We start from the raw sequence: 13,006 nt of genomic DNA on the forward strand, positions 1-13,006 counted from the left end.
CCACGGGGCACCTCGAAGGACAACCCGTTCACCGCGTGGACGTCCCCGTCCATCGTCGGGAACGTCACCCGCAGGTCGTCCACCCGGACGACGGGCTCGGTCGAGGCCATGTCAGATTCCTTCGTTCGTTGGTCAGGTACTGCGCCGGGCGCACTACTTCGCGATCCGCACCCGCGGATCGACGACGGGGTACAGCAGATCGACGATCAGGTTGCACACGACGATGAAGAACGCGCCCACCAGGGTGACGCCGAGGATCACCGGGAGGTCCTTGGCGATGATGGCGTCGATCGCGTACTTGCCGATGCCGTTGAGCGAGAACGTCTTCTCGGTCAGGATGGCGCCGCCGAGCACCAGTCCCAGGTCGAGGCCGAAGATGGTGACGATCGGCGTCAGCGTGGGCCGCAGCGCGTGCTTGAGGATGACCCGGCGCTCGCTCAGGCCCTTGGCTCGGGCGGTGCGGATGTAGTCCTCGCCCAGGGTCTCCAGCATGCCCGCGCGGGTCTGGCGCGCGTACTGGGCGGCGTGCAGGAACGCCAGCGTCACCCAGGGCAGGAACATCACCTGGACCCAGGCGAGGGGGTCCTCGGTCAGGGGCACGTAGCGCGGAACCGGGAAGAGGTTCCAGGTGTGCACCAGGAACGACAGGGAGAGCAGACCGGTGAAGTAGATCGGCAGCGAGACGCCGACCAGCGCCAGCGACATGGCGATCCGGTCGAAGACGCTGCCCTTCCTGACGGCCGAGAGCACGCCCACGGCCACTCCGCCGACGACCCACATGACGGCCGCGCCCGCGGCCAGGGACATCGTGACCGGCAGCCGGTCGATGATCTGCCCGAGGACGGGGGTGTTGGTGGTGAACGAGTAGCCCAGGCACGGCGCCGCGCACTCCACCGTCGACCGGCCGAAGGTGTACTCGGTGCCCAGGAGCAGCGTCCGGACGAAGTCGTAGAACTGGACGGCGATCGGCTTGTCCAGCCCGAGCCGTTCCACCGTGGCCGCCAGGGCCTCAGGGGTGGGCGCCTTGCCCACGTACATGGCGGCCATGCCCTCCGGCGTCACGCCCGCCCACTTGGGCAGGACGAAGAAGATCCAGAAGGTGACCATCGTGACGATGGCGAGCAGCAACAGGCCCGCACCGAGTCGGCGGAGAATGTAGGTCAGCATCGCGGTCGGCGGCGGGGACACCCGCGGGGTCGCGGGGCCCCGCCGCCTTCACCTGCCTTGTCGTGGTAGTTCGGAACGTGGCGGGTGGTGACTAACCGCGGTCCACGCCCAGGGCCATGTAGTCGTACATGGCGTAGCCGGGCTGGAAGTAGACGTTGGTCAGCTCGGTGGAGCGGTAGAACATCGCGCGGTCGAAGACCACGGGCAGGATGGCGGCCTGCTCCAGGACGAGCGTGTCGACCTGCTCGTAGATCGCGGCCCGCTCGTCCGGGTCCTCGGTCTGGACCGCCTGGTCCCACAGCTCGTTGACCTCGGGGTCGTCGAGTTCGGCCATGTTGTAGTTGCCGGCTGCGACGATGGCGCGGCCGTCGGTGATCGGCTGGGCGAACCCGTAGCCGGTGGCCCAGTCGGGGATCCAGTTGGAGACGCTCAGGCCGATGTTGTTCTCGCGGACGAAGTCTGGGAACCGGCGTACTGGCCGTAGAAGTCGCCGGCCGGGTAGGTCTCGATGGTGACATCGATCCCGACGCGGGACAGGGCCTCCTGGAGGGCCTCGGCGGTCTGCTCGTCCTTCTCACGGCCCTCGCGGACGGCGATGACGGTCTCGAAGCCGTCCTCCTCGCCGCACTCCTCCAGCTTCTCGCGGGCGGCGTCGAGGTCGCCCGTGTTGTCCTCGGAGGGGTACAGGTCGCTCTCCGGGTTGGAGCCCGGGATCTGCGGCGGGATCAGGTTGGTGGCGATGTCGCCGCCGAGCTCGCCGCCCCAGGCGCGGTGCATGCTGTCGCGGTTGGCGGCGTACATGATCGCCTGGCGGCAGGCCACGTCCTCGATCACCGGAATGTGGATGCTCACGAAGCGCGTGGCGCCCGAGTACAGGTTGTCGATGTTCGGGCGGGCGGACTCGTCCGCGGCCAGGCGGCCGTGCATGGCCGGGCCCACACCGGTGCCCTGCAGGTCGACGTCGAGGTCGCCGTTGACCAGTCGCTCGTCGATCTCGTCCTGGTTGACGCCGATCTCCACCTCGACGCGGTCCGGCAGGGCCGTGCGGATCTGGTCGGTCTCGGCGTCCCACTCCTCGTTGCGCACGAGGTTGAGCTGGACGCCGGGCTCGTAGTCCCCGTCGAACTTGTACGGGCCCGAGGAGACGACGTGCTGCTGGTAGAGCTCTCCCGTGTCCGCGTCCAGCGGGACCGGAGCGGTCTGCGGCAGGATCAGCAGGTTCGGGAACTCGGAGAAGCTGTCCTTGAGGTGGAAGACCAGTGTGTGGTCGTCCGGCGTCTCGATGGCGTCGAACTCGCCGAGCGGGTCGGAGGACTCGTAGACGTTGAAGTCCTCGTCGGCGTCGAGCTTCTGGGCGAAGTAGCTCGGGCCCTTGGTCAGGGCGCCGCCGTTGAAGTCAGCACGGATGATGCCGTACTTGATGTCCTGGGCGGTGATCTCCGAACCGTCCTCGTACCGGAGGCCCTCCTGGATCCGCACCGTCCACTCGGTGAAGTCCTCGTTGGGCTCGGGCATGCCCGCGGCCGTGTCGGTGACCAGGTCGGTGGCGTTCTCGCCCGGCTCCGGGTTGTAGGCGAGCAGGGTGCGCGCGAAGTAACGCGAGAAGTTCCAGTTGAAGCCGTAGTAGGTGTTGCCCGGGTCGACCGAGTCGAAGTCCGCCTGGATCGCGTAGCGCAGGGTGCCACCCGTGGCGTCGGACGGGTTGACGACATCGTTCTCGGCGGCGTTGAAGCCGACTCCGGCCGCGTCGCCGCCGCCCGAGGCGTCGCCGCCGCCGCACGCGGACAGGAAGATGGACGCCGCCGCGCCGAGCGCGACGAAGCCGAGTGTGCGTTTCCTCAAGGGACTGCCTCTCTACCGAACCTGAAAGGGGATGGGTGGGTCCGCGGGTCGATCCGCGCCTGGTCGGGGTGGGCGGTCGCCCGCCCCGCCCGGACGCGGATCAGTCCGAGGTCTTGGGGTCGAAAGCGTCGCGGAGACCGTCACCGAACAGGTTGAACGCGAGGACGGTGATGAAGATCGCCAGGCCGGGGAAGACGATGAAGTAGGGGCCGCTCTGGTAGAACGGGATCGCCTCGGAGAGCATCTTTCCCCAGCTGGGGGTGGGCGGGTTGATGCCCACGCCCAGGAAGCTCAGCGCCGCCTCGAACAGGATGTTGGTGGGGATCAGCAGCGTCGAGTAGACGAGGATCGGCGTGACCAGGTTGGGCAGGATCTCCTTGACCAGGATGTGCCGGTTCCCGGCGCCCAGGCTGCGGGCGGCCTCGACGAACTCGCGCTCGCGCAGGGAGAGCGTCTGGCCGCGGACGATGCGGGCGATGTAGGGCCAGTTGAAGAACCCGATGATGAAGACGATGACGCCGACGCTGAGGCCGTTGCCGGTCAGGCCGAGGAAGCCGTCCGGGATGACGCCGACGAGGGCGATGGCGAACAGCATCAGCGGGAAGGCCAGGAAGATGTCCATGGCCCGGCTGATCACGGTGTCGATCCAGCCGCCCTTGTAGCCCGCGACGATGCCCAGGACGGTGCCGATCGCGACGCACACGAGGGTGGACAGGAAGGCGACGAGCAGGGAGATCTGCGCGCCGTGGAGCAGTCGGCTGAGCAGGTCGCGGCCGGTGGTGGGTTCGACGCCGAGCCAGTGGTCGGCGCTGATGCCGCCCCACGGGTCGGTGACCGCGAAACCGGTGACCGGGTCGTAGGGGTTCTCCGGGTCCTTGTAGGGGAGCCGGGTGGAGGCGTCGATGAGGTCCTGGTGGTACTCGGTGGGCGGGTAGCCGAACCACTTCGTCAGGAGCGGCGCCAGGATCGCGGCGAGGATGAGCAGGACGACGATCACGCCGGAGACCATCGCGACCCTGTCGCGCCGAAGCCGCTGCCACGCGATCTGCCGGAGGGAGCGGTTGTCCGCTCCGCCGTGACCGGCCCCGGACTCCTCGACGGCGTCCGCTGCGGTCGGCCCGTCCGCCGACTCGGGGGCTTGCGAGGGCGCGCTCATCGGGACACCACTCTCTCCACTCATACGCTTCTGGCCGAGCGGTGACTGATACCCGTGCGTGAGACCTGCGGTCGACCCACGGGGGGCCTCACGGTGGGGCCGGTCGGATCTCGACGCGGGCTGGCGTGGGCGGAACCGGCGGCGACGGGAGGGGTGTTTCCGTCGCGCCGGGCACGGCCGCTCGGTCGCGCCCGCACTCCGCGTGGAGTTGGACACCCTCGAAGCGATACCGCCCTGGCTGTTACACAGCGACCAACCTACTCGCCCGTCAGGCACATTTCGTCCAGTTCCACATCATGTATCTGAATCGTGATAAATCATGACAAGGAACTCATTAATCCACACACATCGACAAACTTCGCATTCGTCGGATGACGGTGGTGACCTGGGGATACCGATCCGTAGCGCCAGCTCACGATGCGCCCTGATTTCAGGGCAATCCGCCCGAAAGATGGCAAGCTATGGCAAGTGCTATGCCCGGGGAGAAGTCGTCCGAGCCCGTGTCCCGGGCGGCGGTGCCGCCGCCCGCATCGTGTCCTGACGGACCCCCTGCCGGCCCCGGTCTTCGCCGGTTTCACCCCCGAGCACCGCGAGCACGTGGCGGTGTGGCTGGCCGAGGTCTTCGGTGGTCCGGCCGAGCGCACCGAGCGGCTCGGCGGACACCAGGCACTGCTCCTCGGTCACCGGGGCCTGCCGATCACCGAGGAGCAGCGCGCCCGGTGGATGGAGCTGATGGACCGGGCCGTGGGCGTCCGCTGAGGGTGGTGGGAGACGGGCGGGCGAGGCGGGCCGCGCAGCGAGGAACGGGCGATGGGCGCCGCCGAGGATGGGGAATCCCCGCCTTCTAGTCGATTCCGCGCTTGCGCAGGAGTTCCTCGATGTCGCCGAGGTCGGAGAGGTCGTCGGCGGGCGCGGCCTTCTTCCCCGAGGCGGAGCCCACCTGGGGCTTGGCCCCTCCGGCTCCGGCTGCGGGTCCGCCGGAGCCCTTGGCGGCGTCCGCGGCCTTCGCGCCCTCCGCCGACGTGCCCTTTCCGGAGCGCGGCGCGGTGCCCACGCCCCGCGAACGCATGACCCCGGAGGCGACGTACAGGACCACGGCCAGGCCGGAAAGGACCACTCCGGCCCACACCAGCGGGCTGAACAGCAGCCCCGTCACGACGCCCGCGACCCCGCGGACGAACTCCCAGACCACGCTCATCAGACCGAGCAGGGCCACGGCCAGGGGCACCAGCGACCAGGCCATGCCGCGCACGCCCGAGGCGGCGCCCCTCCAGCGCCAGAGGAGGAAGGAGACGATCAGCCCCAGTCCGGTGAGCACCGCGCCCACGGCCAGATCGGAGACGGGCAGGTTCTCAGGCAGCTCGAACATGTCGCCAGTCTCCCATCCGGCGCCGTCGCGCGCATCAGGCCGATCCCTTAGGGACTTCCCCGGTCCGGCACCCGCCCGGGGCCCCGCTTCCACCGTACCCGGACGTCCCGCCGCGTACCGGACCGGCCGCCGGCCGCGCTGCGGGGGACCGGCGGCCCCGGGCCGCGACGCCCCGCGTCACGGCCCCGCGTCGGCGGGTTGGGGTCAGCGGTCGGCGACCAGCGACTCCAGCCAGTCCACATCCACGCCCACCAGCGATTCCCGCAGGACCACGCCCTCGCGCGGGGCGATCTCCACGTGGTTGGGCACGGCGACGGTCACACAGCCCGCCGACGCCGCGGAGGCCACACCCACCACGGAGTCCTCGAAGGCCACGCAGCGGCGGGGGTCCACGCCGAGCCGCCGGGCGGCGACGAGGTAGGGGTCCGGGTCGGGCTTGTTCGCACCGACCTCGTCACCGGCCACGGAGTCGTCGAAGCTCTCCAGCCCGATCCCGCCGATCGCGGCGCCGACCAACGCGCGCTCGGTGGAGGTCACCAGCGACACCGGGATGCCCGCGTCAGCCACCATCGTGACCAGCTGCTTGGCCCCCGGACGCAGCTCGGCGCCGCCCTCCAGCTTGGCGCGGAACTTCTCATAGAGGAGGTCGGCGACCTCGCGCGGTGTCAGATCCGCCCCGGTCAGCTCCACGATGTACCGGCCCACGGGCTCGGCCGCGTTGCCGACGTTGCGCTCGTGGTCCTGATCACCCCACACGCCGCCCAACTCCGCGACGAGTTCGGCCTCGGACTCCCCCCACAGGTGCTCGCTCTCGATGAGCGTCCCGTCCATGTCCAACAGCACCGCCTGGAGGCGGCGTTCCCCGGCCGTCCGGCCGCCGGTCGTCCTCGGTTCAGTCATGCTCTCGGTGGCACGGCCGCTCTCGGCGGACCGCCGCCACGCTCTCCCCTCTCGTGTCGTTCGCACGCCCCTGAATCGGTGCGCCCACGGATCGCCCAGGGTCCCACGGGCGTGGCCGCCCGCGGACGCCCGGGGCGTGAAGTGTGACCGTCCGCGCCCCGAACACTCGGTGCCGCCCGGCGCGCGGGAACCGGCCCCTCGGAGCCTGGTCGGCGGACACACGTCCTGCTCACGGGGGCGGGGCCGGGCACCGAAGACCGACGTCACCGCCCTGCCGGTTCCGGTCAGACGTTGAAGTAGGTCGCCTCCGGGTGGTGGATGACGATCGCGTCGGTGGCCTGCTCGGGCACGAGCTGGAACTCCTCCGACAGTGTGACCCCCACCCGCTCGGGCTCCAGCAGCCGCATGATCTTGGCCCGGTCCTCCAGGTTGGGGCAGGCCCCGTAGCCGAGGGAGAACCGCGCGCCCCGGTAGCCGAGCTTGAAGAAGGCCTCCAGTTCGGCCGGGTCCTCGCCCGCGAAGCCCAGTTCGGCCCGGACCCGCGTGTGCCAGTACTCGGCCAGCGCCTCGGTCAGCTGGACCGACAGCCCGTGCAGTTCGAGGTAGTCGCGGTAGGCGTTCTTCTCGAACAGCGCGGCGGTGGCCCGGCTGATCGCCGAACCCACGGTCACGACCTGGAAGGACACCACGTCCAGCTCCCCCGACTCCTTGGGACGGAAGAAGTCGGCCAGGCACAGGTGGCGGTCGCGGCGCTGACGCGGGAACGTGAAGCGCGTGCGCTCGGCCCCGCCGTCCTCGTCCAGCACCACGAGGTCGTCGCCCTCGCTGTAGCAGGGGAAGTGCCCGTGCACGACGGCCGCCTCCAGCAGGCCGTCTGTCTGGATGCGGTCCAGCCACATCCGCATCCGCGGGCGGCCCTCCGTCTCCACCAACTCCTCGTAGGAGGGTCCGTCACCGCCCCGGGAGGCCTTGAGCCCCCACTGGCCCATGAACGTGGCGCGTTCGTCGAGGAAGGCGGCGTAGTCGGCCAGCGGGATGCCCTTGCTGATCCGGTCGCCGAAGAACGGCGGCGTCGGCACCCGGTTGTCGGTGGCCACGTCGCTGCGCGCGGGCATGTCCTCGGGCTCGGTCACCGCGAGCACGGCGCCCCGGCGCACCCTGCGCTGGCGCAGGGCGGGCAGCTCGGCGCCCTCCTCGCCGCGCTTGACGGCCATGAAGCTGTCCATCAGGCGCAGCCCCTCGAAGGCGTCCTTGGCGTAGCGGACCTGCCCGTCGTACATCTGCGCCAGGTCCTGTTCCACGTAGGAACGGGTGAGCGCCGCGCCGCCCAGCAGCACGGGGAAGCGTTCGGACAGACCCCGGGAGTTCATCTCCTGGAGGTTCTCCTTCATGATGACCGTGGACTTGACCAGCAGCCCGGACATGCCGATGACGTCGGCGCGTTCGCGCTCGGCGGCCTCCAGGATCGCCGAGACCGGCTGCTTGATCCCGATGTTGACGACGTCGTAGCCGTTGTTGGACAGGATGATGTCGACGAGGTTCTTGCCGATGTCGTGGACGTCGCCCTTGACGGTGGCCAGGACGATGCGGCCCTTGCCATCGTCGTCGGTCCTGTCCATGTGCGGTTCGAGGTAGGCGACCGCGCTCTTCATGACCTCAGCGGACTTGAGGACGAACGGCAACTGCATCTGGCCGGAGCCGAACAGCTCACCGACGGTCTTCATCCCCTCCAGGAGGGTGTCGTTGACGATCGCCAGCGCGGGCTTGTCCGCCAGCGCGGTGTCCAGGTCGGCCTCGATCCCGGCGAGCTCGCCGTCGACGATCCGCCGCTCCAGGCGCTCCCACAACGGCAGGGCGGCCAGCTCCTGGGCGCGCGAGGCCCTCATGGACGTGGCGTCCACGCCCTCGAACATGTCGATGAACCGCGCCAGCGGGTCGTAGTCGTCGGTGCGGCGGTCGTAGACCAGGTCGAGGGCGACCTCGCGCTGCTCGTCGGGGATCTGGTTGATCGGCACGATCTTGGAGGCGTGCACGATCGCCGAGTCCAGCCCCGCCTCGACCGCCTCGTGCAGGAACACCGAGTTGAGCACGATGCGGGCCGCCGGGTTGACGCCGAACGACAGGTTGGACAGGCCGAGCGTGGTCTGCACGTCGGGATGGCGCCGTTTGAGTTCGCGGATGGCGTCGAGCGTCTCGATGCCGTCGCGGCGGGTCTCCTCCTGCCCCGTGGTGATGGGGAAGGTGAGGCAGTCGATGACGATGTCACCGGTCCGCAGGCCCCACTCACCGGTGATCTGCTCGATCAGGCGGGTGGCCACGCGCAGCTTCCACTCGACGGTGCGGGCCTGGCCCTCCTCGTCGATGCACAGTCCGACCACGGCCGCGCCGTGCTCCTTGACCAGCCCCATGATCCGGGTGAAGCGCGAGTCGGGGCCGTCGCCGTCCTCGTAGTTGACCGAGTTGATCACCGCGCGACCGCCCAGCGCCTCCAGCCCGGCCTCCAGGACCGCGGGCTCGGTGGAGTCGAGCATGATCGGCAGGGTCGAGGAGGTCGCGAAGCGCGATGCCAGCTCACGCATGTCGCGCACGCCGTCGCGGCCCACGTAGTCGATGTTGAGGTCGAGCAGGTGGGCGCCGTCGCGGATCTGGTCGCGCGCATCTCCACGCAGTCGTCCCAGCGCTCCTCCAGCATGGCGGTGCGGAACTTCTTGGAGCCGTTGGCGTTGGTGCGCTCGCCGACCGCGAGGTAGCTGGCGTCCTGGCGCAGTGGCACGCTCTGGTAGATCGAGGACGCCGCGGCCTCGACCACGGGCCTGCGGTTCCTGATCCCGCGCCCCTGGACGCGCTCGGCCACCTGGCGCAGGTGCTCGGGCGTGGTGCCGCAGCAGCCGCCGACCATGCTCAGCCCGAACTCGGAGGTGAACGTGTCGTGGGCGTCGGCCAGCTCGGCCGGGGTGAGTGGGTAGACCGCACCGTCCGCGCCGAGCTGGGGCAGGCCCGCGTTGGGCATGCAGGAGATCGGGATGGGCGAGTGGTGCGACAGGTAGCGCAGGTGCTCGCTCATCTCGGCGGGACCGGTGGCGCAGTTCAGGCCGACCACGTCGATGCCGAGCGGCGCCAGCGAGGTCAGCGCGGCGCCGATCTCCGAGCCGACCAGCATGGTTCCGGTGGTCTCGATGGTGACCTGGGCGATGATCGGGATGTCGCTGCGCAGGGCCTTGCGGGCACGCTGGGCGGCGACCACGGCGGCCTTGACCTGGAGCAGGTCCTGGCAGGTCTCGATGAGGATGGCGTCGGCGCCCCCGTCGATGAGACCGCGGTGGCACTGCTCGTAGTGGTCGCGCAGCAGGGCGTAGGGGGCGTGGCCCAGGGTGGGCAGCTTGGTGCCGGGGCCGACCGACCCCAGGACGTAGCGGGGGTGGTCGGGGGTCGAGTAGGCGTCGGCGGCCTGGCGGGCGACGCGGGCGCCCGCCTCCGCGATCTCGTAGGCGCGGTCCTGGATGCCGTACTCGGCCAGACCGCCGTAGTTCGCGGAGAAGGTGTTGGTCTCGACGCAGTCCGCGCCCACGGCGAGAAAGGCGGCGTGCGTGTCGTGGACGATGTCGGGGCGGGTGAGATTGAGGATGTCGTTGCAGCCCTCGTGCCCCTCGAACTGGTCGAGGTCGAGATCGTGCGCCTGGAGCATGGTGCCCATCGCTCCGTCCGCGACGATGACACGCTGGGACAGTGCTTCACGGAAGGTCAGGCGAGCTCTCATCAATCCGCAACTCTAGTCTTGGGCGCGCTGGGTTGGCCCAGCCGGCCGGAGCGCGGAGCTGGGCCGACCCCGGCGCGATCGGGTCGGGCGCTGGGGACGGCTCTGTCCACGGCAGCGCTGGCTGCGAGGCTACCTCATCAGGCGTTTCGCCATGTGAGACGTGCGTTCCACGATATGCGCGTCAGGCCCGCTCCGCACGGGTTCAATCAGACGGAATTTGGTTCGTTTCCCGGCCGTTCGCGCGACGCGTCCACCGGCGGAGCGGAGGTCGGGAAGGTCCGCGCTCAGCGGGAATCCCGGTTTCCAGGCCGGGGCGGCACCCCATAGGGTGGACTCCGTCCGCGCGCAGGAAGGGGCCGCCGATGATCAAGCTCACCCGGGAGCTCGTCGATCCGATCATGGTGGCGGCGTTCGAGGGCTGGAACGACGCCGGGGAGGCCGCCACCCTCGCCGTCGAGCACCTGTCCAGGGAGTGGGACGCCCGTGAGCTGTGCGCGCTCACCCCGGACGACTACTACGACTTCCAGGTCACCCGGCCGCGCATGTCCGTGGTCGACGGTCTGGTCGGCAAGGTCGAGTGGCCCACCACACGTGTGGCGCTGGCCACGCCGCCCGGCGCCGGTCGCGACGTGGTCCTGGTGTCCGGCCCCGAGCCGAACATGCGGTGGCGTTCGTACACGGCCGACCTGCTGGCGATCGCGCGGCAGCTGGGCGTGGAACGCGCGGTGATGCTGGGGTCGCTGCTGGCCGACGCGCCGCACACCCGGCCGATCCCGGTGACCGGCATCGCCTCGCCGGTGGAGCTGGGCGACGCACACGGCCTGGAGCCGACCACCTACTCGGGCCCGACCGGCATCGTGGGCGTGGCGCACGAGACGTTCGGCGAGGTCGGGATCGAGACGGTGTCGCTGTGGGCGGCCATCCCGCACTACGTGGCGCAACCGCCGTGCCCCAAGGCGACGCTGGCGCTGCTCGGCTGGGTGGAGGAGCTCCTCGGGACGACGGTGCCGCTGGGCGACCTGCCCGAGGAGGCGGTGTCGTGGGAGTCCAACGTCAACGAGCTCACCGCCGAGGACGAGGACATCTCCGACTACGTGCGCGGCCTGGAGGAGGCCAAGGACACCGCCGAACTGCCGGAGGCGTCCGGCGACGCGATCGCCCGCGAGTTCGAACGCTACCTGCGCCGCCGCGACGACGGCTGATCGTGGACGGTCCGGTGGGGGACGCGTCGAGTCCACGGGGGTCGGTACCGAGTAGGTCTCCCGACACGGGACTAGCATCGGCGGCATGGAGTTCAGCGACTCAACACTCCCGTCGAGAACGCCCGCACCGGTCTCCGTGGAGCGCGTCATGGCGGACCTTCCCCTGTTCGCGCCCGCGGGCAGGTCGGGCACGGGCCGCCTGGCGGACGTGGGATTCTCCCCGCTGCACGACCACGTGCTGGAGTGCACCGCGCGCTACCGCGTCGCCGAGGCCGAGGGGACCGGATTGGAGGTGACGACGCGGCGGTGGCCGGACGTGGACTGGCCGCCGCTGCGCGACCACGTGCGGCGGTTCGGGTCGGGGCACGACTTCCTCCAGCGCCGGGCCGAGGGGGACACGGACGCCGAGCCCCGCGTCCACCCCCTGGGCGCGTCGTGGTCACGGGCACGGATCGGGATCGACGGAGCGCCCTATGACTGCGACGTCCTCCACTCGCCCTACGCGTGGGCCGCCGTCGCCATGGTCGAGCCCCACTTCGTCGTCCGGGTGGCCGCACTGCGGGCCCCGGACGCGCCCCCGGCTCTGGAGCGCGTGCGCAACGCGAGCGAGATCGCGCCCCCGCCACGCGGCGGATAGCGCGGGGCCGGACGGGGTCACCGCGCCCGTCAGGGGGCATCATGGAGGCATGACCGACCGCTCGGAGGGACCCGACATCCGCGGCGCCGGAACGTTCCTCTACGACCGGGACTGCGGCTTCTGCCAGCGCGCGGTGGTCTTCGGCCGCGACCGTGTGCGCACCCGCACCGCGTTCGTGGCCTGGCAGGAGTTCGACCTGGCCGCCGTCGGCCTCACTCCGGAGCGGGCCGACCGGGAGGCGTGGATCGTCTACCCCGACGGTCGCCGCTTCGCGGGCGGGGACGCGGTGGCCGAGGTTCTGATCCACGGCCGGTTCCTCGCGCGTCCCCTGGGCCGGGTGCTCCGGCTGCCGCTCCTACGGGCACTCAACCGCGCCCTCTACCGGTGGGTGGCCGCCCACCGCCATCGGCTGCCCGGCGGGACCGCCGCCTGCGCGATCGACGGGGGCTGAGCGCGGGCGGGAGCCGAGGGCGCCGGAGGTCCCACGGCGCGTCACACGCGCAGGTCGCGCAACTCCCCCGTTGCCACAAGGGCCGCCCAGGCGCCCGCGATCCGCGCCAGCCCACGGCGCACCTCGTCGACCACGGCGGGAGCCAGGGGCGAGGCGGTGTCCGCATCGGGGAGCAGCCGCACGGTGACCCTCAGGCCGTCGAGCACCCGCTGACCGCGCGCCATCACGTCGGGATTGTCGCCGGTGTTCCCCTCTCCCCGGATCAGGACGGCGCGCATGGCGGCGCGCAGCGTCAGGGCCTCGTCAAGGTCGCTGAGGGTGATCGGTATGGCGCCTTCGGTGGCCAGTCGGTGCTCCCGGAGGAAGCGCGCGAGGTCGGCTCGGTCGGACAGCGCCTCGCCGGACGTGACGAAGTCGAGGACGAGTCGTGCGGCGGCGCTGAGTGTGGGGGTGGTCATGGTGACCATTGGATCACGCTCCGCCCGGAGAATCCGGAGAACGCCGAGGATCGCGGTCCCGATACGG

General features: G+C 70.6%; 9 protein-coding genes and 2 pseudogenes. 4 read left to right on the plus strand and 7 right to left on the minus strand.

Annotated elements, in window-relative coordinates:
- Nucleotides 1-153: 153 nt before the first annotated feature.
- The 3 genes and pseudogenes from BJF83_RS05730 to BJF83_RS05740 all read right to left on the minus strand — a co-directional run bounded on the left by BJF83_RS05730 (nt 154) and on the right by BJF83_RS05740 (nt 4,165).
- Entirely contained in the window at nt 154-1,167 is a 1,014-nt protein-coding gene (locus tag BJF83_RS05730; RefSeq protein ID WP_075925526.1) for an ABC transporter permease, read from the minus strand.
- Nucleotides 1,168-1,258: 91 nt separating this feature from the next.
- Nucleotides 1,259-3,009 (minus strand): annotated as a pseudogene (locus tag BJF83_RS05735) (ABC transporter substrate-binding protein).
- Nucleotides 3,010-3,109: 100 nt separating this feature from the next.
- On the minus strand, nt 3,110-4,165 hold the full coding sequence (locus tag BJF83_RS05740) for an ABC transporter permease (RefSeq protein ID WP_075925480.1): 1,056 nt from the start codon (nt 4,163-4,165) through the stop codon (nt 3,110-3,112).
- Nucleotides 4,166-4,582: 417 nt separating this feature from the next.
- Between BJF83_RS05740 and BJF83_RS25935 the strand changes: the two genes are divergently transcribed.
- Complete coding sequence (locus BJF83_RS25935) at nt 4,583-4,924, plus strand: hypothetical protein (protein ID WP_083678432.1); 342 nt, start codon at nt 4,583-4,585, stop codon at nt 4,922-4,924.
- Between the two features lie 85 nt (nt 4,925-5,009).
- On the opposite strand, the gene BJF83_RS05750 is transcribed toward BJF83_RS25935, so the two are convergent.
- The 3 genes and pseudogenes from BJF83_RS05750 to metH all read right to left on the minus strand — a co-directional run bounded on the left by BJF83_RS05750 (nt 5,010) and on the right by metH (nt 10,191).
- Entirely contained in the window at nt 5,010-5,534 is a 525-nt protein-coding gene (locus BJF83_RS05750; RefSeq protein WP_075925481.1) for a cellulose synthase, read from the minus strand.
- Nucleotides 5,535-5,738: 204 nt separating this feature from the next.
- On the minus strand, nt 5,739-6,434 hold the full coding sequence (locus BJF83_RS05755; protein ID WP_075925482.1) for an HAD family phosphatase: 696 nt from the start codon (nt 6,432-6,434) through the stop codon (nt 5,739-5,741).
- Between the two features lie 284 nt (nt 6,435-6,718).
- Nucleotides 6,719-10,191, minus strand: a pseudogene (gene metH, locus BJF83_RS05760) (methionine synthase).
- A gap of 362 nt (nt 10,192-10,553) precedes the next feature.
- On the opposite strand from metH, the gene BJF83_RS05765 reads away from it, so the two are divergent.
- The 3 genes from BJF83_RS05765 to BJF83_RS05775 all read left to right on the plus strand — a co-directional run bounded on the left by BJF83_RS05765 (nt 10,554) and on the right by BJF83_RS05775 (nt 12,481).
- Nucleotides 10,554-11,393: a PAC2 family protein gene (locus BJF83_RS05765; RefSeq protein ID WP_075925483.1), complete on the plus strand. Its 840-nt coding sequence runs from the start codon at nt 10,554-10,556 to the stop codon at nt 11,391-11,393.
- 85 nt (nt 11,394-11,478) lie between these two features.
- Complete coding sequence (locus BJF83_RS05770; protein ID WP_158070338.1) at nt 11,479-12,030, plus strand: hypothetical protein; 552 nt, start codon at nt 11,479-11,481, stop codon at nt 12,028-12,030.
- Nucleotides 12,031-12,079: 49 nt separating this feature from the next.
- On the plus strand, nt 12,080-12,481 hold the full coding sequence (locus BJF83_RS05775; protein ID WP_075925485.1) for a thiol-disulfide oxidoreductase DCC family protein: 402 nt from the start codon (nt 12,080-12,082) through the stop codon (nt 12,479-12,481).
- Between the two features lie 41 nt (nt 12,482-12,522).
- Here the strand turns inward: BJF83_RS05775 and BJF83_RS05780 are convergent, their stop codons facing one another.
- Nucleotides 12,523-12,939 carry an ABATE domain-containing protein gene (locus BJF83_RS05780; RefSeq protein ID WP_143831802.1) on the minus strand — a complete coding sequence of 139 codons (417 nt, stop codon included), beginning with the start codon at nt 12,937-12,939 and terminating at the stop codon, nt 12,523-12,525.
- Between the last annotated feature and the right edge of the window lie 67 nt (nt 12,940-13,006).

The sequence above is a fragment of the Nocardiopsis sp. CNR-923 genome (genome assembly GCF_001942255.1).
Classification (GTDB): domain Bacteria; phylum Actinomycetota; class Actinomycetes; order Streptosporangiales; family Streptosporangiaceae; genus Nocardiopsis.